This is a genomic window from Spirochaetota bacterium (assembly GCA_017999915.1).
Taxonomy (GTDB): Bacteria; Spirochaetota; UBA4802; order UBA4802; family UBA5550; genus RBG-16-49-21.
On sequence record JAGNKX010000010.1, the window covers coordinates 76,103 to 96,711 of the forward strand.

A 20,609-nucleotide genomic window follows, 5' to 3' on the forward strand; every position below is an offset into this window, starting at 1 on the left:
TCAAAGAGTATTACGAATTACAAAAGTAATTGTTAAAAATAAAGATAGTTATCGGTAAATATTTCAGGTAAATATATGGATCGTGAGGAATTCCTATAGTAATCATCTCTTTTTAGGTTTCGCCCTGTTCGTGGGCTCCGCTTCGCGCGGATTATCAGGCCAGTAATGACGGGGATACCGCCCTTTTAGCTCTTTTTTTACATCTGGATATGAACGGTCCCAGAATCCATCAAGATCACGGGTGATCTGAATGGGTCTTTGGGCAGGGGACAGTAAATGCAGAAGCAATGGTTCTCCGCATAATTTCGGGGTATCCTTTGAGCCAAAAAATTCTTGAATCCTTGCTGCTATTATTGGGATATCACCTGATTCGTAATCAATATTTTTACGGCTTCCCGATGGAAGTGTTATCTGCTCCGGTGCCAGAGTGTCAAGCTGATGAAGATTCTCCCACCCCAAGCGGTTTTTCAATGCTTCAAGGAGTATTTTTTCCGTAAATATGGGACCGCCGGAATAGTCTCCCAACGGAATGAGCCATGTATCGACTTCAGTCTCCAGCGCTTTGGTTTGAAAATCAGGCCATTTACTCTGACATCCATATTTCTGTACAAACTGAATTCTTGCACAAAAACGCCTTGATTGTTCGTGCCATGGCAGGCAGTCAAATCCTTCTTTAGTAATCCGTTCAATGATAATAGGAGCTATCTCATCGGCTGATGCTGTTTTCCCTTTTCTTCCTTTAAGAATAAGATTTCCCACACGTGTCATTGTCCGTAATCGCGGTGTCCACCCGTCCCATTCAACACGATGCTCTGTCGTAAGCTGCCCGGCCATGCCGCTTTCAAGGTCACCGATAGTTATCGGTGCCGCCAGAAATATGCGTGCGTCAGTTTCACCGCCGTCCAGCTCGGCAGCAGCCAGAAAATCCGCATCCCCCAGGCTGCCATTGAGCCGCGCTCCACGCCCGGAGGCCAGGAGCCATCGTGAGACTGCGCCTCCGGCGGTTTTCTGCGCCGCGCGATCCGGGTAGGCCAGAAGGAGCAGTTTTCCCGCAAGTTCGACATCAATATCCGCGCCATGGGTTCCCTGCTGCTCTGACCCCGTCATGCGGAGAATCCGCCTGACTTCATCGGCGATGTGCCGGGCCGCGCCCTCGGGCAGGGCTCGGCGTTCCCCCCGGCTCCATGCGGACCAGGCTGAAATCCTGTCGCGGAAATCCGGATCCTCTCCGCCAAGCGGATCGCCTTCCTCAAGGATGGCGGCGGCAACTGCTGCGGTGCCAAGCCAGCCCCTCGTCTTTGCCTCCAGTACCATGCGCCCGAGGCGGGGATGAAGGCCCATGGCTGCGGCGCCACGTCCGGTATCTGTAATCCGATTATTGGTATCGATAAGACCAAGCATGAGAAGAAGTGATTGTGCCCGTTCCACCGCGGCCCGCGGCGGGGTTGTGAGCCATTTCAGGTCAAAGGGCGAGGCACCCCACAGGGCGGTCTCTAGCACCAGGGGTGCCAGGTCCGATTCGCTTATTTCCGGGGGCGAGAATTCATCCCGCCTGTCGGATTCACTCCACCATCGCAGGCAGAGGCCAGGCCCAAGCCTTCCGGCCCTTCCCTTGCGCTGTTCCGCCGATGCGTTGCTGATGGGCGCCGTGTCCCAGTGGTCCATGCCGGTGCGGGGCAGATACCGGACCCTCCGCTCCAGGCCGCAGTCAACCACGGCGCGCACCCCCGGAATGGTCAGGCTCGTCTCAGCCACGTTGGTTGAAAGGATGATCCTGCTCTGACCCCCCGGCCAGGGGTTCAGCACCCTGCGCTGCTCCTCCGGAGGAAGCTGTCCGTGAAGCGTGACAATATCAGCGCCCAGGTTCGGATAATCCCTGTCTAAGGTTTCCCTGGCGCGATTGATTTCCCTGAACCCGGGGAGGAACACCAGTGTGTCGCAGCCGCCTTTGGCATCAAGGAGCTCCTGCGCCTCAGCTGCCAGCCGCGCGGCCCCCGCCCACGGCTTCTCGCCGGACCGCGGCGGCCGGTACAGGACGCGTACCGGATGGGTCCGGCCCGGCACTGAAACAAGGTTGATATCGCCGAAGACGGAGCGGATATTTCCTGTGGGAAGGGTGGCGGACATGAAGAGGATCCTCAGGTCGGGCCGTAGAGTATCCCGGCAGTCCCAGGCGAGGGCCAGGGCCAGGTCCGCCTGGAGGTTCCGCTCGTGGAACTCGTCGAAGATCAGCGTCCCGTATCCTTCAAGGGACTGGTCATTCTGCATGATGCGCGTCAGCACCCCCTCGGTGACCACTTCAAGGCGGACTCCCGCGCCGGTCACGGTCTCGGTCCTGGTGCGCAGGCCCACGGTGTGCCCGACTTTCTCGCCGAGAAGGTCGGCGATGCGGTCCGCCGCGGCCCGCGCCGCGATCCGCCGGGGCTGGAGCAGCAATATCTTTGTGCTGCTGAAAGCCGGATGCGACAGGAGCCGCCACGGCACCAGGGTCGTCTTGCCCGCGCCGGTCTCGGCGTGAAGCTGGAGCGTGCCGTCACGGGCCAGTGAATCCGCTATTTTGCCGAGGTGGGAATAAATCGGCAGGGTCTGCATATCATTCGGAACCATGGAGAAAATTTCTTCAGGAAGCGTCTTATACTTCAACTTTTATTTTGAATTTTCTTGTAATGCTCTTATTTTTCTTTTATACAATAACCTCTAACGCGGCATGTTCTATATCCTACATATAGGGGGATCGTCATGGAAAGATCAACATCACACATGCCTGCGCCGCACTCGGACGCGGCCATCATCGGATTGTTCGGCAACCTCTCGTGGGAGGAAGGATGGAAGCTTGTAAGGGACACAGGCGGGAAAGGCGATGTGGGCAGGCTCATTAAAAAGGCCAATGCCCAGATCGCCGCTGCTGATACAGAGGAGAAGGTGCGTGAGCTTATACTCACCTATGAGGAAGTTCTGGAGATAGACCCGGGTAATTACGAGGCGCTCTGGAGCCTGGGAAGGTACTACATGCTGCTGGGAATTGGCTATAGCGGCGGCAAGAGGGAGATGGAGGAATGCTTTTTCCGCGCGATTCGCTATTGCGAACGGGGCATGTACACGAACAGCGAGTTTAAAAAGCTCGTTGATGGCGGAACGAAGGAGTGGGACGCCGTCGCGGCCCTGACCGTTCGCGAGATTGCCGCAATGTATTACTGGTATGGCGCCCTCGGGAACATCTACCGGATCTGCATGAATCCGGTGGAGAAGATTATCAATATGCGCTGGGTGGGCAGGAACAAAAAAATGCTTCTGCGCATGATGGAAATCGATCCCGCGTGGGGCGGCGGCCATCCCTACCAGGCCATTGCCAGTTATTATGCCGTGCTCCCCCGTGTTCTCGGAGGAGACCTGAAAAAAGCGGCTTATTATTTCCAGAAAGCCGATGAAGCCGGACCTGACTGGGTGTACGTGAGGTTTTGGAGAGCCGTTGTGCTTCACCGGAAAACCGGCGACCGCGAAGCGTTTATAAAAGATCTCCAATGGGTCATAGCGCAGGATCCACGAAAAGCCAGGAGTCCCTATCCCTGGAATGTCTTTTTTCAAAGGGAGGCGAAAAAGATGTTGGAGGAAAAATGGTGATATGTTTCGCCTGTGAGGATTACGAAAGATCGGAATTCTCACAGGCCCTATTCATCGCTACTCCCTCGTTATCCTGCCCTCGATCTTCGCGTCGATTTTTCCCTGCTTCCGGATCGTGTCCACCAGGAGCTCCCTGAGGGGAAGACCAGTCTTCGTCGAGGGCTTGCCTATGAAGACCTTGTACCCGTCGCCGCCGGAGTACATGAAGTCGGTGATGGTGACCGTGTAGGTCTTTGCCGTGTCAAGGGCCGCTCCTCCTATGGTGACATCCGCCACGGATTTGTCCTTGATCTTGAATTTGATTCCGGACACGTGGAGAAAGCCGCCGTCCTCGTCCTCACGCTTGCCCTGAACGGACCGGGTCAGGGTTTCAAGCACCTCGGCGCCGGTGAGTTTCGCCACGATGATCTCGTTCGGATAGGGCATCACCTTGAAAATTCCCTCTATGGTGACGGGGCCCTTGTCCAGGCTCGATCGGAGCGACCCGGCGTTGATGAAGGCCATATCGGAGCTCGTGTAGTTCCGCATGATATCGCCCACGAAATTCCCCAGGTTCGTTTCCTCGTATCGGATGCGGCCCCGTTCCCCGTCGAGAAAGACAAGGGACTCGCCCACCACTTCCTTGAACGTGGCGCTCAGTTTTGCGTTATAGGCGTCGAGGATCTTCGTTACCTCGGGATCCTGCTTGATGCCCGGCGTGATGGGGATGTATTTCGACTTTTCCACCACCGCCTTCCTGGTCCTGGGATTGACGGCGATATCGAGCCTGCCGAGGAAGCGGCCCTTTTCAAAGGCCTGGAATATGGGGACTCCCGCCGCGTACTTGACCGGGTCGAAGAGGATCTGGTCGTGGCCGCCGATGATTGCAGTGAGCTTCGGATTGGCCTTGGCTATATCGGAATCGGTCTGGAACTTGCTGTGGGAGAGAAGTATCGCTGGGCCCTTTACCGCCGCCTTACGATAGTTATCGGTTACGGTCTGTATCGAGTCGAGCACGTCGAGCTTTTCGACATTGCCCGGCGCGGTGGTGACCAGGAGCTCGGTGGTGGTCGCGCCGATCACCGTGAGAACCACCCCCTGCCCGAGGGGAAACGACACGGACGGCTCATTCATCAGCCTGCTGTTATCCTTCCAGATAATATTGGAGCTGATGATGGGGAACCTGGCTGCCTTCTTCATTGCGATGAAATTCTCCAGGCCGAAGTCGAACTCGTGGTTCCCCACGGTCATGACGTTCACGCCCATGACGTTTAATATCTCGATGTCAGGCTTGCCCTGGAATACCGTTGACATCGGCGTGCCCTGCAGCACGTCGCCCGCCACCAGGAGGAGCGTCTTCACGCCTTTTTTATCGTTCTCCGCCCTGATCTCCTTTACCAGGGTTGCGATGCCGGCAATTCCTCCCACTTCAGCGTAGGTGCCGTCATCCTTCCTGACCTTGAAGGGCATCAGGTTTCCGTGCAGATCGTTGAAGAAAAGGACCGTCGTCCTGACCTGCCGCGCTTCGGGCTGCTTTTTTTTAGAGGGTTTCGCCTTGGCCAGAAGCTCGCCCCGGCCGGTGTCTAGCCATGACCGGTCCGCGTCGGCGCGGACGAAGCTCTCGGCGGCGGCGCGGGGCATCGGCGCCAGGCCGGCCGCCATGACGAGGGTCAGAGTAACCAGCGATAGTCGCTTGAACAGTTTCATGTGTCATGCCTCCGGGAATGATGATAGCGTATTAACATTCTCAATACTGGCGGGTAAACAAATAAAATCAACCACAAATTGACGCGGTTTCACAACACGTTTAGTGCTGTTTTTTATTTTTATCGGGAATCAGGACGGAAAGAAGGATTGAAACGACGAGGAGACCGCCCACCACCGACAGGGCGATGGACACCGGGATCTTGTAGAATTCGGAGATGAGCATCTTCACCCCCACGAAGACCAGGATAAGGGAGAGCCCATAGTTGAGGAACCGGAAGAGCTTCATGATTCCCGAAACGGCGAAGTAGAGGGCGCGGAGCCCCAGGATGGCGAAGATGTTGGACGTGAACACGATAAAGGGATGCAGCGTAATCGAGAGTATCGCCGGGATGGAGTCGATGGCGAAGACGATGTCCGTTGTTTCGATCACGATGAGGGTCACGAAGATGGGCGTGGCCAGCCTTTTCCCGGCCTTCTTGATGAAAAAATTCCCGCCCTTGTAGTCGTAGTCGACCGGATATATCTTGTTGAAGGCCCGGAGGGCGGGATTCTTCTCGGGATGTATCTCCTTCTCTTTTTCAAAGGCCATCTTGATGCCGATGTAGACCAGGAAGGCCCCCAGGACATAGATGGCCCAGTGGAGGCGCTGGATGATGGCCACGCCGGCCAGGATGAAGGTTGCCCGCATGATAATGGCGCCCAGGATCCCCCAGAAGAGGATCTTGTGCTGGAACCGCGGCGGGATGTCGAAGTAGGTGAATATCAGGATAAAGACGAAGATATTGTCGACGCTCAGGGCCTTTTCGATGAGATAGCCGGTGAGGAACTCCAGAGCGTAATCCTTTCCCATGTAGAAATACACGCCGACGTTGAACAGGAGGGACAGGACGATCCAGAAGAGGGTCCATAGAAGGGCTTCCCTGACCCGGATGTCACGGTCCTTTTTCTGCAGTACCTTCAGGTCGAGGACCAGCATGCCGATGATGAACGCTATGAAACCGATCCATAACAGCGCCTGTGTCATTGTTGCATATCCTTATGGTGTGATAATTGTAATAATAATGTAATTATTTGACAAGGGATGTCAATATAATTATTCCGATACCGCCGGTTCCTCTTTTTTCTCGAAGCGCATTCGTACCACCTGGTAGACGATCGGTATCACGGATATTACGATAATGACAATGACGACCAGCGAAAAGTATTTTTTTACAAACGGCAGGTTCCCGAAAAAGTATCCGGAAAGAACGAAGATCGCAGGCCAGAGAATGCCGCTGAAAATATCAAAGGCAAGGAACTTGGCGTAGTTCATTTTACCGATCCCCGCCACGAAGGGCATGAAGGTCCTGATGATCGGCGCGAATCGTCCGAAGATAACGGCAAGCCCGCCGTGCTTTTCGTAGAATTCATGGGTACGGTCAAGGTGCTTCTTGTTGAGGAAGCGCACGTTTTCCCTGCTGAAAATTCTGGGACCGATGGAGCGCCCGATCCAGTAGTTGACATTGTCGCCGATGATGGCGGCCGCGGGAAACACGACCATAAGGATAGTTACGTCAAATGACCCGATGCCGGCCAGGGCCCCGGCAGCGAAGAGGAGCGAATCGCCGGGAAGGAACGGCGTGATAACGAGGCCTGTTTCGCAGAAGACGATCACGAAGAGTATTATGTAGGACCATACGCCGAAGGTCTGGATGATCATGTCCAGGTAACGGTCGACATGGAGGACGATATCTATGAATTTCAGCACTAATTCCAAATCATTATCCTGTCTATATTTATTCGATGACGTGAAACCATATGAAATGACCGGTTCCTTGTCAAGAAAATATGAATAAAATGAATCCAGGGTACGGCTGAAAATTGCTTGCAATTATTTATATTTGATAATGATGTACATGCATATTCCCCGTGTATACATGGGGAATATGCCAGCATATTATAATTAAGGAGGATTTATTGATGAAAAATCTGTTAATAAGCGTTATCTGTTTCGGCGTGGCCATCACCGTCTTCACCGGTTGTAAAAAGAAGGAAGCCACTGTTGAGAATTTAAAAAGCGCCATCACCGGCGAGACCACGGCGAGCGCCAAATATGCCGCCTACGCGAAAAAGGCCAAGGAAGAGAAGTTTGACAAGATAGCGAAGCTTTTTGAGGCCGCTTCCACGGCCGAGGCCGCCCATGCGAAAAAACATACCGGGGTGCTGGAAAAGATGGGAGTGAAGATGGATCCCATTAAACCGCAATTCACCGTGATGTCGACGAAGGAGAACCTCGATGACGCGCTGAAGGGAGAAACCCACGAAATCGACACCATGTATCCCGACTACATCAAAAAGGCCAAGGAAGAAGGAAAGGATGACGCGGTTACTACCTTCGATTGGGCCATGCAGGTTGAAAAAATGCACCAGGCTTTTTACAAGGCGGCCATCGAGGCCCTGGCAAAGAATGATTTCAAAGGTCTTTCCGACACCTATGCCGTGTGCCCGGTATGCGGCAATACCGTCGCGGGCAATGCTCCAAATACATGTCCGTTATGCGGTGCAGCTCAGGCTGATTTCGCAGTTATCAAATAGCGTGATGGAACCAGGGAGGTCCGAAAGGTGCCTCCCTGATTTTATCGTTACCTCTCGCATTTTGATTTACCCGATCACCGATTTGCCTGATTTATCCTACATTATGTCGTGTTAAATTATCCTGTTATCAAAAAACAGGTACAATTTATAAAAAATTAATAATTGTATACAAAATTCCAGTTGACATTCGAATAAAATGGTATAATTATTCATTGTCCTGAATTAATTCGGGATACATTTCCGGTCTTTAGAATAAACCATCAAGGCAAGCTTGTAAAACAGGGTTCTCATTGTGAAAGCAGTGATGACTCCGTTTTCAGCGGAATATGCCTGCAAGGGAACGACCTTTTTCATTTGGGAGGCTCCCTCGTACTACTTCCGTGGGGATTTTTGGAGGCTCTATGCGCAAGGGAAAAATTTTTACACGTCAAGATTATGAACGGCTCTGGAGCATCATTACGAGCAGGGAAGCAGTATCAGGCATCGAGGCTGGTACCGTCAATACCCTGAAGCGTGATCTGGAGCATTCCCGCCTTGTGGAGCCTGATGAAATAAGATCGAACATCGTAACCATGAACTCGAAATTCAGCCTCAAAAACCTCGGCAATGGCAAAAAAGATATTTACTCGCTGGTATTTCCCAAGGACAGCACGGAAAAGAATAAAATCAATGTCCTCTCCGGCCTTGGAGCGCAGATCCTTGGCAGTCCTGTCGGCACGGTCATAAAGACCAGCCCCGCGGGGGAACAGTATTATATCATCGATGATATTGTCTATCAGCCCGAAGCGGCCGGCGACTACCATCTATAGAAAACCTCCATTATGACCTGCCCTACGGCGAGGTCCATTAAAATTTTACTTGCAGAAATTTAACCGTTTGGTTAAGTATGCCCGTTATTGAAAATCCTTTTATATATTAGCAGTTTGCTGAAAAACAGCAAACTGCTAAACGATACATGGATGTATCTCCATTTTTCGAGGCATTAGCCGAGAAAAATGTGAGGTTTTACGAATTCACTTCGTAAAACCGACCCTGGAAAACTCCAAGGAGGGAGTTTTTCAGGAAATTACCAGATGCATTGCAATACTCTGTGTGATTGATCATGCTTGCCCGCGCCGCTTTCGGGGGCGGGGCAACTATCATGGATCATTAAGTTACGCAAAAAGTCTATCGCGTAATTAGTATTATAAAGCCAGATATCGTTCACGGGATGAATAATGAAAGCATTAGATGAAATCAAACGGGTGTTCACGGAAAACAGGAGAATGATACTGTACAGTGCCGCTCTCACGCTGGTACTGGCGGTCTACTTTATCATCTGGCACTTTACGATTATCGTATTCGGCTCCTTTTACTCTGTGCTGGATGTGACGGATGGGTTCCTGAAGCGCTCCAATTACTATCTCCTGGAAAGCTTTATCTTCGCCGGCGTCGCAGCCATGGTGATGATAGTGTTCCGGAGGGCCATCATTAAAAAGATTTTTATCGGAATCTTCATGGCTGTGTTCCTGTTTTCCGAAATTGTGCGAATAGTGGACTGGGGAGCCCTCTACTTCATGGGGAACCATATCGACAGCAACTTCTGGGCCCATTTGTTTTATACCGACGGCATGGTCTTTCTCATCGCCAAGGAGTCTTTTGCGCTTTACGCGGCCCTTATATTATTCCTGGCCGTGGTTTATCATATTCTGAAAAAAATGTACCTGATCGGCACTGCGGAGAACTGAGCAATGAAACTGAAGCTTTTAGCCGTCATCATATGCGTCAACTGCGTCGTCTGCCTTGTCGCCGGCGGTCTCGTGCATTCGCTGGCTTACCTGGGCGGGATCATCCGCGCAAAGACCATGGAATCCGCCGAACAGAAGGGTGATGAATCCGTCAACATCGATCTCAAGAAAAAAACGCTGATGGACCGCGAAAAAACCATGGCCACGGTGGAGAACATAAAGAAGAGCTACTCCAGGGTAAAAACCACCGATCCACAGATATACAACCAGCTGCCGGAGCGCGTTTTTTTCCAATCCCTCTTCAGTTATTATTTCCTGTCCCATATGCTCAGCTCCAAGGAGGTCATCCTTGACCCCGAGATCGTCACGGAATTCAAAAACCAGGGCATGATCCTCTACTCGATGGACAAGAAATATCCATTCATGAAAAAAAGCATCTACCTCGATCCCTCGCACAGGACCTATGACAGGCCGACGATCCGCGTCGGCACCAATGTGATTATCGTGTTCATCGAATCGTGCTCCTACTTTTTCCTTCAGGACGAGATCCATGGCGTTAAGGGTCTCACCCCGAACATGAAGAGGGTGGAGCAGGAATGCTTTTCCTTCACGGACATGTACAACACGAGCTATCCCACCATCAAGGGCCTCATCGCCGCCCTGGGATCGGCCATCTACCTCCTCGACGAGAGCGTCGGCGGCACCCGTATCCCGGTCCCGTGCCGCTTCCTCTTCCTGTCGAATATACTGAAAAAGCTTGATTACACCACCATCCATATCCAGGCCGGGAGCGAGCGCTTCATCGGCATGAAGAACCTCTTCATAGAGCGGCAGGGATATGATCAATTTTACGGGAGCGAGAGCCTCGCCCTCGACAATATCAGCAGGCTCGAGGGGGGATTCGGGGTCGATGATGAAAAGGTCTTCGATTACACCGTTGAATGGCTGGAAAAGTACCAGGCGAAGAAGCCGTTCCTCCTGACCATATCCACCATCAATTCGCACCCGCCCTATAAGGGCTCCCACAAGCACCCCGATTCCGGCGGCAACCCGATGCTGAACGGTCTCTATTCAACGGATCTGGCCTTCGGCAAGTTCTGGGATTATTTTAAAAAGTCGAAATTCAGCGGCAACACCGTGGTGGTCATCACGGCCGACCATGCCATGGGAAACAGCAATGAATACATCAGCTTCGTCAAGAAATTCGAAGAATATTACCGGCCCTTCTTCGACAGGATCCCCTGCTTCTTCTATTTTCCCGGAGGCGCGTGGAAGGGGAAGCGGAACGATACCCAGTGCGCCAGCATAGACCTCACTCCCACCATCCTGGACATGATGAACCTGGACCTGGCCAATCCCTTCATGGGGATGTCAATATTCGCAGATCGTCCCTATTACACGAGCAACGCGAATACTCCGGGAGGGAAGGGTAAAGGCGGGGACGGGAAAAAGACAGGCAAGAAAGAGCGGCCCGCCATGGATCTCAGCATGAAAATGGACGCAAAACAGTATGAAAAGGCGAAGAAGATCCTCGGCTTTTACCTCAATACCTACCGGGAGGACAGGATCCTTCCCAAAGATTATACCGTGAAGCTGTACTGAGGGGTCCGCCATGTTGGGTAAAATCGTCTCCCTGCTGGCATCTAAAAACGGCGTTTTACGAGAAACCGCCGCTGATCGTAACAGGCGCATCACCATCGCGGCCTGCGTCATCCTTCTGGAGATGGCCAGGGCCGATGAGGACTTAGCGGCTTCCGAGCTGGACCAGGTAAGGAAGGTCCTCTCCGGCGGCCTTGGCGTCGCCCCGGACGATGTCGATTCGATCCTTGCCATAGCCGGGCGGGAGCAGGAAGAGGCGACAGACCTCTGGGCCTATACCAACCTGATCAATGAGCATTTCGACAAGGCGGAGAAGCAGAGGCTTATCGAGATGGCATGGGAGATCGCCTACGCCGACGGGCGCCTCGACCAGAACGAGGATTATCTTGTCCATAAGATCGCCAATCTTCTCCATGTGCCCCACAGCGATCTCATCGCGGCCAAGCTCAAGGCAAAGAACGGCTGATCCGGCTCCGCCGTTTATTTGAAAAGAACGCTCATTTTTTCGATTGCCATCGCGTAGGTCTCATCAAGGGACAGCTTGGATTTGAAGCCCGCCGCGTTCCGGTGCCCGCCGCCGCCGTTTTCCATGGCTATCTTCGCCACGTCCAGCTCGCCCTTAGTGCGCATGCTCACCTTGACGGGGCCGTCGAGGTCCTGCTTGACGAGGAGGCTCGCCACCACTCCCTTGACGGTGAGGGGCAGGTTGATGGCCGGCTCTCCCTCGGTGAAGGTGGCTCCCGTTTGCTTCATCATCTCCGGCGTCAGCTTCATCCCGATCATTTTCCCGTCGTTGAGCACTTCCATGGTGGCGAGAATATGGCTCCTGAGCTCGAAGCTCGAAAGGGCGTTCTGCTCGTATATCTGCTCATGGATGAAGAAGGGGACGACCCCGATCTCCTCCAGGTGAGCCGCGATGCGGAACGTTTCAGGCGACGTTTTCGGGTACACGAAAGACCCGGTATCGAAAACGATCCCCGCGAAGAGTGCCTGGGCCGCCCTGAGGGAGATCGGCTTGTCGTAATGCCGGATGATATTATAGACGATTTCGCACACCGACGATGCCTCGGCCTTGATGATGTTCGACCCGGCCCGTTCGGCGTCTCCCTCGTGGTGGTCCACGATGAAATAGGCCCGCACCTTGTCCTTGAGGACATGATAGGCGGAACCGATGTTGTCGTAATCGTTCGTATCCAGGACGAGCTGGGCGTATTCGTTGATGTCGGCGGGAAGGGTGAAGCCGCCGTCCATGACGTTAATGTCATGCTCGACGTCTAGAAACTGGAAGCTGTCGGGCGTCGGGTCGGAATTGATGATAAGCGGCTTTTTCCCCAGGTGCTTCAGGAGTTCGAACATGGCGATTTCGCCGCCGAGGCCGTCCCAGTCCGGGCTTTCATGCGTCGATATGACGAACTTGTCATATTTCGCAAGGAACGCGTCGAGATAGCCTAACTCATCTTGCATTAACGGGCCCTGGCTTCCTGTTTTTTAAGAAGCGGGAAGCCCATATCCTCGCGTATCGCCACGTACTGTTCGGCGCAGCGACGCGCGATGTTGCGCACCCGCGTGATATATCCGACGCGCTCGGTCACCGATATGGCGCCCCGGGCGTCTAGCATGTTGAAGACATGGGAGCATTTCAGGACATAGTCGTATGCCGGCAGCACCACTTTCTGTTTCGGGTTATCCAGTATGGCGAGGCATTCCTTCTCGTACAGGTCGAAGAGCTTGAAATGAAGCTCGGTGCCGGCCATGTTGAAGTTGTAGTGGGAGAACTCGAACTCGCTCTGGCGGTGGACGTCGCCGTACTTCACGGTTTCGTTCCACATGATGTCGGTGAAATGGTCGACGCCCTGCAGGTACATGCAGATCCGCTCGAGGCCGTAGGTCAGCTCCACCGATACCGGGGAGAGCTCGATGCTGCCGCACATCTGGAAGTAGGTGAACTGCGTGATCTCCATGCCGTCAAGCCAGACCTCCCACCCGAGGCCGGCGGCGCCCAGGGTCGGCGATTCCCAGTCGTCCTCGACGAAGCGGACATCGTGCTCCTCCAGCTTCACCCCCAGGTGCCTCAGGGAATCGAGATACTGATCCTGGACATCGACCGGGGACGGCTTCAGGATGACCTGGTACTGGTAGTAGTGCTGCAGCCGGTTCGGGTTGTCGCCGTACCGTCCGTCGGTGGGGCGCCGCGAGGGCTCCACGTAGGCGACCTTCCACGGTTCCGGGCCCAGGACGCGCAGGAACGTGGCGGGATTGAAGGTCCCGGCCCCGACCTCAAGGTCGTATCCCTGGATGATGAGGCATCCCTTTTCCGCCCAGTATTCGTTCAGCTTGGCGATCAGATCCTGAAAATACATCGTAAACTCCTCGGTATGGCGGGGTTTCCAATCCCGCGACGGTGATGGCCGGCGCACGGCACTACAGTAAATTTGTTTGAAAAATGATTTTAGTCAAGTAATTAATTTGGGCTTCCCATGAATGCGGGCTTATATGACAGAGTGCGGGGTTGCATTACCGGGGGCGGGGTCGCTTTACAGTGGGCGAGGTTGCGTAACCTCTCCTTCTACTGTTCCTGGTTCTCATAGGACTCCCGGAGCGTTTTATGGAGGATTTCAAAGGATTTGCGTTCCGTCAGGTTGAAATATTTCAGCACATCTTCATCGATGAATTCATAGCGGGTTCGGTTTTTGTCCATTTCCACGAGGCAATCCGCCAGGTAGACGGTGTATATGGTCTGTTTCAGGTTTTCCGGGGCCAGGTGCGGCCGGTGATGGTACTCTATCGTCTTTACCAGTGTTTCATTGAAATTCCACTTGCTGAAGATCATCCCCCCCAGGGTGCTGTGGGAAAGGCCCAGGCTGATCTCCTCCAGGAGGTTGGAATCATCCATTCCCTTGAAGCCGGCGATGTTCTGCAGCTTCTTCAATATGGACGATTTCAGGGAAAACATCACGATATAGCCGATATCGGACAGGAGCGCGGAAAGGTAGGTCAGCTCGGTCGCCCGTGTCCTGTTCATCTGGATCAGTATCTTCTGGGCGTAGGCGGCGCGCTTGTACGAATCCTTCCAGACCGATTCGGAGCGCTTGTAGCGCGCGTCGAGGACCTTGTACACGCCGGTGGCGAGGAGGAGGGTGTTGATCCCCTTGACGCCGATGATCTTGACGGCGTCCTCGATGGTCTCGGTTTTTTTCACGGTAAAATATCCCGCCGAGTTGGCGAGCTTGAGGATGGACGTCGTGAGGCCCGGGTCCATCGAAATGGCGGAGGCTATCTCCTTTATCGTCGCGTCCGGGTTCGCGCAGAGCTTCTGTATGTGCAGGATGTTATCGGGGAACGCCGGGATCTCCTTGATCTCCTTGAGTATCTCCTCCGCTATCTGGACCCGCGAGCGGATCCTGTCCATATTCTGCGGTATGGCTATGGCCGCGATGGTGAGTTCGCCCTTGCGGTAGATCCTGAAGGCCTCCGGCGGCATGCCGATGTTCTTGAAGATCATGAGGGCCATGATGAGGCCGAGGCCGGCCCCTTCGGATTCGTCGAGGACCTCCTCGAAGGCCTCCGCGATGTCCTTGTACTTGTAGGCCTTTTTTATCCGCGCGTTGATCTTGGATATCTCGGTATCCAGGATCGGGACATTGTTGATGACGTTTATGTAAAGATACTCCTCGGTGCTTTTAAAGGATATCCGGACCACCAGGTTCGACGTCTCCAGTTTGCCTAGATAATCCTCGGTGCCCTCGTAGGCTTCTTCCTTGAAGCTTTCCATGCCCGCCCGGTAATCCTCGGTCTTGTCGATATCCAGGCCCTTGAGCTTGAAAAATATCCTTTTCAGGTTCGCCTTGATGGCGTTGTTGACCAGCTCCTTGATGATGTTGATGATCTGGTTTTTTATATAGGAGAGATCATAGTTTTCCAGGTACCGGTGGATGCTTTTTATAATCGCCCCTTCGGTTTCGGCATTGAGGGTATGAAACTGAATATAGAAGTCAGCTTCGCTGGCGATTGCGGTCTTGTAATCGGTTGGGTGAATGGTATAGTGTTTATCTTCACCGCTGGATAAACCCGATTCTTCCTCGCTGATTCGTACCTGGCTCATAATTGATATCGTTTGCTATACTCTTGTTTTCCATTCATTACTGATCCGCCCGGGTGGATTCCTTTGTAAAGATTCTCTGGAAAAACTTCCTTCCGGGCAGTGAGAACTCGTCCCATCGGTTTTACCGTTCATGCAATATGTCGTGTCCGGAAGCAGTGATTCATACCCGCCCTCCGCGGTCTCCCCCCGGTCATACGACAATATTAATGATGCTAATACTTGCTCAAGTATTATATCGCACTATTCCTGAAAATAATCAAGTATTTTGTTGGTTTTTTAACCGGCAGATTGCTGAAAAACTGCTGACTGCAGGGTCGTGATCCCCCGCAGGAACGGTTTTTTCATCTTGACAATGCCGGTTCGTTTTATTAGTAGTTGCAAAAATTATTGTCCTGTAACAGAATTGGTGTGTTACTGATGGTAATGGCCTAAAACGCAGTAAGGCTTATTTCATTGTTGCCAGGATTCTAAAGGGAGGAGTGAATGAAGGGCAAAGGTGAATTCCCGAGCTTGAATACCAAGACGGCCGACGGCATCAAACCGGGCGGCAGGCCGTATAAGATCATGGTTGTTGAAAGCAAGGAATTTGTTAGGAAGCAGATAGTCCAGATTTTTGAATCGGAGCGGTATATGGTTGTCGCCACCGCTTCAAACGGCCAGGAAGCCATTGACAAGATGGGCAAGATCGATGGGAGACTGGACCTCATAACCACGACGCTTGATATGCCCGTCATGGACGGCTATGCCTTCATGCATGAATTGAGCAAGAAACCGGGCCGCCCCCCGGTTGTCTTTATCAGCGAAGAAACGACAAAGGGGGTCATGGCCGACCTTATAAAGCTCGGCGTCTATGATTTTATCCTTAAGCCGATTGACAGGAGAGTCGTTCTTCAACGGGTCAAGGCCGTACTGCAGAAATACAGATTGGCCAATCCGGAATAAAAAATTCTTGTAAAAATAGAACATGTCTGGACTCATGAAGAGCGGCATGGGCTTTCCCGATAGGGAACCCGCCCATTGATGATAATCAACCATTGTATGCTGGAGATATAATGCCGGAAAATCTTGATACCGCCGCCGGTTCCCTGTCGGATTACACCAGAAAGCTTGAGATAGCGACCTTCTACGCCAATGGCGATGAAGAGCGGGCCAAGCAGATCGTCGCCGGCGCCTTGAAGGACTTCTATGCCATTAAGGGAAGGTTTGCCTCCACGACGTCCTACGGCGCCTTTATCGCATTCGCCAATATAAGTTATCTTTCACTGAACTCCCTTTTCGTGGTCATATCCAATTCCTTCGAGCTGAAAGACATCAAGACCTTCGATGAATGGATGACCTACGAACGGGACATCACCGAGTTCATGAAAAATAATGAGCATGACGACGTTCTGGCGCGGCAGTTCAAGAACACCTTTTCCGGGTCCTTCACCTACCAGTTTGCCTCTGAATTGAGAAAGCTCGTGAGTGAAAAAAAAGATATGGATATCAACCGGCTGTTCCAGCAGGTCGTCCAGAGCCGCATGGGCCTTCAGAACGTGAACATGGTCGTGGACGTGGAGGAGATATCCTCTGTCGAGATGGAGCTCAATTCCATTACCTGCAGCAAGATGGCGGAGCAGCCCCGTGGCAAGGACAAGGGGGGAGGGGAGCCAGATATCCAGGTGGATACCGACGAGGATGAAAAGGAGGTCCTGAAAGGCAAGGACGTCAGGATGCTCCTCCGGGGAAGCCTTATCCTGTCTCCCCTGGGTGGGAGGGAGATCGGCCTCCTCGTCGTCGGCGACCGGCTGAAGATCAATATCACGGACCGCCATGAAAAGGCCATCCACGTTCTCAAGGCCTTTGACGCCATCGACGAAGACGGGGTGAGACCCATAATGGGACGGATCGTTCATGTCAAGCACCGCGTCGACGGCGGATACACGATCTACACCGTCGTGGCCAAGGGAATATATGTAAAGATAGAGGAAATGGAGGAAGGGATCAAGGTCGCCATCGATAATGCGTCCCAGAATGCCAAGGCGGAGCCACAGGGCATGTCCCGGGCGACCATCGGCATCCTCGCGGGCCTGGCCGTGGTCCTCGTGGTTCTCGTGGCCCTGATAATCTATGTTTTTACCAGGTGAGAACAACCCTGCCTAGAAGGGATAGCGCACCGGCACGCCTCGCGCCCGGAGCTCCCGTTTGACCTCCGCGATCGAAATCTCCCGGAAATGAAAGATGGACGCGGCGAGCACCGCGTCGGCCCTTCCCATGGTGAGCCCCTCGTACATGTGCTCGATGGTGCCGACGCCGCCCGAGGCTATGACCGGTATGCTTACGGTTTCGGCTATGGTGCGCGTCAGCTCGATGTCGTAGCCGATCTTGGTGCCGTCGCGGTCCATGCTGGTGAGGAGTATCTCGCCTGCGCCCAGGTCCCGGACGCGGGCGGCCCATTCCACTGCGTCGATGTCGGTGGGCGTGCGGCCGCCGTTCAGGTACACCGTCCAGCCGTCGCGGTCGTTCCGCTTGGCATCGATGGCCACGAGGATGCACTGGGACCCGAAGCGCTTCGCCGATTCGGTGATGAGGGACGGATTTTTGACCGCCGCGGTGTTTATGGATATCTTGTCCGCTCCATTTTCCAGTATGAGGCGCACGTCGTCGATGGTGCGAATGCCGCCCCCCACGGTGAAGGGAATATGCACCTGTTCCGCCACCTGCTTTACCATGTCCAGGATAATATCGCGACGGTCGGACGAAGCGGTGATATCGAGGAATACGAGCTCGTCGGCCCCCTCGTTGTCGTAGTATTTCCCGTTTTCGACCGGGTCGCCGGCGTCGACGAGATTGACGAAGTTTACCCCCTTGACGACGCGCCCCTTGTCGACGTCAAGGCAGGGGATGATGCGCTTGGCCAGCATGATTACCGCTCTCCGCACATGGTCTTGATGCCAGCATATCCATGCATGGATTTTAGCAATCAATTTTTTAACCTGGGCTGATTATTATATTACGGCCTGGTAACATTGACGAGTCCAATGTCGGACCTCGCCCCGCCTTCGGCGCGCGGAGCGGGGTGAGGTCTAAAAGCGGTGAAGGGGGGTGAGGTCAAACAATGGAGAAGGGGTAGGGGGATGAGAGGGCGCAAACGGAGAAAATGGCATGGGATGCACTCGGAGCAAGATCAAGGGTCAACATGTCATATTGAAACTGACATGTCATTTTTTTGTTGATTATTGCGCGCGGGCGGATAGTGTTGGACTCCGCGAGGAAATGCAATGAAGACACTGACGATGCCTGTAATAATACTGTTTACGCTTGTCGCCGCCGGATGCGCGTCGCTGAAGCCGGTGACGATCTCCATCGGCAAGCCGGCGCCGCTGGCGGCGTGGGACGTTCCGACTCTCCTGGCCGGGGCGTCCCGGGCCGATATCACGCCCCCGCCGGGCCTTCCCCTGGCGGGCCATTCTCTGCAGGGAGGATTCAGCAAGGGCGTGAGGACCCGTCTCTACGCCAGGGTCATCTATCTCAAGCCGAAAACGGGACGGCCCGTGGCTCTGGTCCAGGCCGACATCCTGTCGGGGTCCAGGATGCTCCATCATAAGGTCGCGGAGCTCATCGCACCCAAAACCGATGTCGAGGCGGGCGGCCTCGTGATAGCCGGCACCCACACCCATTCGGCCCAGGGCAACTATTTCGGCGACATCATTTATGACAGGATGGCTTCGCCGGCGGAAGGCTTCGAGGAGAAGCTTTTCAATTTCATGGCGGAGCAGATCGCCGGCGCCGTGATCCGGGCTTGCGAGGGCCGCCGTCCCGCGAAGATCGCCACCGGTATGATAGAGATTCCCGGCGTCAACCGCAACCGCAGCCTTCCGGCCCATCACAGGAATAAAACCCTTGAGGGGAGGAAGCCGGGCCCGCGCGAAGCGGTGAACCCGGAGCTCCGGATGATCCGCGTCGACTGCCGGACGGCCGACGGAGCCTATGTGCCGATTGGCGCATTTTCGACATTTTCACTCCATCCCAACCTCGGCAATGAGGACACCGGCATGGTCTACAGCGGCGACATCACGTCCTATGCGGAGCGGTTCGTCGAAAACGGCATCAGGCAGCGCTATCCTTCCGCCGCGGATCCGGTGCACGCCATGGCCAACTTCACCCACGGCGACACGACGCCTGATTACGGCGATAAGGAAAAGCTCGGCTACGAGGCGATGCGCCGCATCGGCGCCATGATCGGGAACAAGGCGCTGGAGCTCTTTTTCTCCCTTGAAAATAAGAGCGCCGGCGACGCCGTGATACGATACCGCTCCGGCGAGGTCGATGTATATGCCGACCGATGCTGTGAAAGCGAATGTCTCTGCGAAAAGCCGGCCGCCGGCGAAGCGACCTTCGGCGGGGCCACCGACCGGCCCGTGAAATTCCTCAACTGGCTCCCCGGCTTCGCCCCCGGGTGGCCCCGGCGCAACCCGGGCAAGGACTGCCAGGGCGCGAAGAGGATCATGGGCGGCTCCCTCCAGCACAGGCTCTTTCCGGTGTCGGAGTATCCCCGCCATCTCTTTATCCAGGCCCTGCAGGTCCACGACATGGTGCTCCTCCCGCTACCCTTTGAGGTCACCGTCGAGGCCGGCAGGCTCGTTGCCGGACGGTGCCGCGACGCGGCCCTGAAGGCGGGGCTGCCCGATAGTTATCGGTACACGGTCATGGATGTCTCCAACGGCTACTGGGGCTACTGCGCCACCGCCGATGAGTATTCCCTCCAGTATTACGAGGGAGGCAGCACCCTCTACGGTCCCGGAACGGCCGGTTACCTGGCGGCGAGGCTGAGCCGTCTCGTGGCCGACCTGCCCATGGGAAGCGGCGGGGATCTTCCTTCGGCGTGGACCTTTGTCGTCAAGGAAGGGAAGAGCTATTATCCTGCCGCCGGCGAGGCGGCAGGACTGAGGATCATAGAGAAAAACCCCGAATTGATCGATCTCGCGAAGAAGGGCGGCGAATCCTTCTGGACCTTCCGGTGGCGGGACGTGCAGCCGGGACTGATACGCCTCCACGAGCCCCTGGTTGCGGTGGAGGTGAGCGATGACGGCGCTACCTGGCGCCCCCATGCCACGGGCGGAGAGGCGGCCGATGATCGGGGCTGCGATATAGCCATCCTGTGCGTGAAGCCGAAGGCGTCACCGGGGATGGCCCTGTACGAGGCGCGGTGGTACAACCCGGTCAGGGAAAAAGGAAGGTTTTATCGCTTCACCATCCATCCGCGGAAGGGCCAGGCCGTGCTCCACTCGCCTGCGTTTTAATCGATATTTCGAAGGCGA

The 20,609-nt window shown here is 54.4% G+C and carries 17 protein-coding genes; 9 read left to right on the plus strand and 8 right to left on the minus strand.

Going from position 1 to position 20,609, the window contains the following annotated elements:
* Window positions 1–102 precede the first annotated feature (102 nt).
* Complete coding sequence (gene hrpB, locus KA369_15100; GenBank protein ID MBP7737305.1) at window positions 103–2,607, minus strand: ATP-dependent helicase HrpB; 2,505 nt, start codon at window positions 2,605–2,607, stop codon at window positions 103–105.
* A gap of 132 nt (window positions 2,608–2,739) precedes the next feature.
* On the opposite strand from hrpB, the gene KA369_15105 reads away from it, so the two are divergent.
* Window positions 2,740–3,621 carry a hypothetical protein gene (locus KA369_15105; GenBank protein MBP7737306.1) on the plus strand — a complete coding sequence of 294 codons (882 nt, stop codon included), beginning with the start codon at window positions 2,740–2,742 and terminating at the stop codon, window positions 3,619–3,621.
* Between the two features lie 57 nt (window positions 3,622–3,678).
* On the opposite strand, the gene KA369_15110 is transcribed toward KA369_15105, so the two are convergent.
* The 3 genes from KA369_15110 to KA369_15120 all read right to left on the minus strand — a co-directional run bounded on the left by KA369_15110 (window position 3,679) and on the right by KA369_15120 (window position 7,063).
* On the minus strand, window positions 3,679–5,307 hold the full coding sequence (locus KA369_15110; GenBank protein MBP7737307.1) for a 5'-nucleotidase C-terminal domain-containing protein: 1,629 nt from the start codon (window positions 5,305–5,307) through the stop codon (window positions 3,679–3,681).
* 100 nt (window positions 5,308–5,407) lie between these two features.
* Complete coding sequence (locus KA369_15115; GenBank protein ID MBP7737308.1) at window positions 5,408–6,331, minus strand: TerC family protein; 924 nt, start codon at window positions 6,329–6,331, stop codon at window positions 5,408–5,410.
* A 69-nt stretch (window positions 6,332–6,400) separates the two neighbouring features.
* A complete protein-coding gene (locus tag KA369_15120) occupies window positions 6,401–7,063 on the minus strand; it encodes a DedA family protein (protein MBP7737309.1) in 663 nt (220 codons plus the stop codon).
* Window positions 7,064–7,266: 203 nt separating this feature from the next.
* On the opposite strand from KA369_15120, the gene KA369_15125 reads away from it, so the two are divergent.
* The 5 genes from KA369_15125 to KA369_15145 all read left to right on the plus strand — a co-directional run bounded on the left by KA369_15125 (window position 7,267) and on the right by KA369_15145 (window position 11,673).
* Window positions 7,267–7,881, plus strand: coding sequence for a rubrerythrin family protein (locus KA369_15125; protein ID MBP7737310.1), 615 nt, complete (start codon window positions 7,267–7,269; stop codon window positions 7,879–7,881).
* Between the two features lie 401 nt (window positions 7,882–8,282).
* Window positions 8,283–8,690 carry a GreA/GreB family elongation factor gene (locus KA369_15130; protein ID MBP7737311.1) on the plus strand — a complete coding sequence of 136 codons (408 nt, stop codon included), beginning with the start codon at window positions 8,283–8,285 and terminating at the stop codon, window positions 8,688–8,690.
* A 408-nt stretch (window positions 8,691–9,098) separates the two neighbouring features.
* Complete coding sequence (locus tag KA369_15135; GenBank protein MBP7737312.1) at window positions 9,099–9,608, plus strand: hypothetical protein; 510 nt, start codon at window positions 9,099–9,101, stop codon at window positions 9,606–9,608.
* 3 nt (window positions 9,609–9,611) lie between these two features.
* Window positions 9,612–11,210, plus strand: coding sequence for an LTA synthase family protein (locus KA369_15140; protein MBP7737313.1), 1,599 nt, complete (start codon window positions 9,612–9,614; stop codon window positions 11,208–11,210).
* 10 nt (window positions 11,211–11,220) lie between these two features.
* A complete protein-coding gene (locus tag KA369_15145; GenBank protein ID MBP7737314.1) occupies window positions 11,221–11,673 on the plus strand; it encodes a TerB family tellurite resistance protein in 453 nt (150 codons plus the stop codon).
* A gap of 14 nt (window positions 11,674–11,687) precedes the next feature.
* Here the strand turns inward: KA369_15145 and KA369_15150 are convergent, their stop codons facing one another.
* The 3 genes from KA369_15150 to KA369_15160 all read right to left on the minus strand — a co-directional run bounded on the left by KA369_15150 (window position 11,688) and on the right by KA369_15160 (window position 15,309).
* Window positions 11,688–12,671 (minus strand): bifunctional oligoribonuclease/PAP phosphatase NrnA, encoded by a 984-nt coding sequence (locus tag KA369_15150; protein ID MBP7737315.1) that lies wholly within the window; start codon window positions 12,669–12,671, stop codon window positions 11,688–11,690.
* The gene (locus tag KA369_15155; protein MBP7737316.1) at window positions 12,671–13,567 is read right to left on the minus strand and encodes a glycine--tRNA ligase subunit alpha; all 897 of its coding nucleotides are present in this window, start codon (window positions 13,565–13,567) and stop codon (window positions 12,671–12,673) included. Before KA369_15155 ends, KA369_15150 begins: the two co-directional genes overlap by 1 nt.
* A 206-nt stretch (window positions 13,568–13,773) precedes the next feature.
* The gene (locus tag KA369_15160; protein MBP7737317.1) at window positions 13,774–15,309 is read right to left on the minus strand and encodes an HDOD domain-containing protein; all 1,536 of its coding nucleotides are present in this window, start codon (window positions 15,307–15,309) and stop codon (window positions 13,774–13,776) included.
* Between the two features lie 483 nt (window positions 15,310–15,792).
* Between KA369_15160 and KA369_15165 the strand changes: the two genes are divergently transcribed.
* Together KA369_15165 and KA369_15170 are read left to right on the plus strand one after the other, a co-directional pair.
* Entirely contained in the window at window positions 15,793–16,251 is a 459-nt protein-coding gene (locus KA369_15165; protein MBP7737318.1) for a response regulator, read from the plus strand.
* Between the two features lie 110 nt (window positions 16,252–16,361).
* The gene (locus KA369_15170) at window positions 16,362–17,435 is read left to right on the plus strand and encodes a hypothetical protein (GenBank protein ID MBP7737319.1); all 1,074 of its coding nucleotides are present in this window, start codon (window positions 16,362–16,364) and stop codon (window positions 17,433–17,435) included.
* A gap of 12 nt (window positions 17,436–17,447) precedes the next feature.
* Here KA369_15170 and hisF read toward each other — a convergent pair whose 3' ends face one another.
* On the minus strand, window positions 17,448–18,212 hold the full coding sequence (gene hisF / locus KA369_15175) for an imidazole glycerol phosphate synthase subunit HisF (protein ID MBP7737320.1): 765 nt from the start codon (window positions 18,210–18,212) through the stop codon (window positions 17,448–17,450).
* 357 nt (window positions 18,213–18,569) lie between these two features.
* On the opposite strand from hisF, the gene KA369_15180 reads away from it, so the two are divergent.
* Window positions 18,570–20,591 carry a neutral/alkaline non-lysosomal ceramidase N-terminal domain-containing protein gene (locus KA369_15180; protein MBP7737321.1) on the plus strand — a complete coding sequence of 674 codons (2,022 nt, stop codon included), beginning with the start codon at window positions 18,570–18,572 and terminating at the stop codon, window positions 20,589–20,591.
* The last annotated feature ends 18 nt before the right edge of the window (window positions 20,592–20,609 follow it).